General features: G+C 66.8%; 1 protein-coding gene. It reads right to left on the bottom strand.

Annotation, left to right across the window (positions count from 1 at the left end; all coding sequences use genetic code 11):
* On the bottom strand, positions 1–614 hold a 614-nt coding region (locus tag ALA01S_RS31365), incomplete at both ends, for a branched-chain amino acid ABC transporter permease (protein WP_169806068.1).

Genomic DNA, 614 nt, shown 5'->3' with positions numbered 1-614 from the left:
TGACCGTGGCGGAAGACTTGCCGGCATCGGCCGGCGCCGGGGCGGCCTTGCCGTGCTCAGGCGGCGGCCAGATGCCACGGGGGCGCGAGAGCATCACGCCGATCATGGCCAGCGCGATCAGCAGTTGGCGCAGGATGGCGGCGTCCAGGCGTCCGCCCGTCATCTCCTGCAGCGGGCCCGCGACGTAGCGCAGGATCTCGGGCAACGCCGACAGCGCCACCGCGCCCAGGATCACGCCGGGGATGTGGCCGATGCCGCCCAGCACGATCATGGCCACGATCATGATGGACTCCATCAGCGAGAAGGATTCCGGCGAGATGAAACCCTGGAAGGCCGCGAACATGGAGCCCGACACGCCGCCGAAGGTGGCGCCCATGGCGAAGGCCAGGAGCTTCATGTTGCGCACGTTGATGCCCATGGCCTTGGCGGCGATGTCATCTTCACGAATCGCCATCCAGGCGCGGCCGATGCGGGAGTTCTCCAGACGGTGGCAGATGATGACCGTCAGCACCACCAGCGCCAGGAACAGGTAGTAGTACAGCGCCACGGGGGCGATGGTGTAGTCGCCGATCATCAACGGCTTGCCGAAGCTGAAGCCGAAGAAGTGCATGGGG

This window comes from Azohydromonas lata NBRC 102462 (genome assembly GCF_001571085.1).
GTDB lineage: Bacteria > Pseudomonadota > Gammaproteobacteria > Burkholderiales > Burkholderiaceae_C > Azohydromonas > Azohydromonas lata.
The sequence above is the reverse complement of the archived record's forward strand: the minus strand, read 5'-3'. Positions and strand labels throughout refer to the sequence as shown.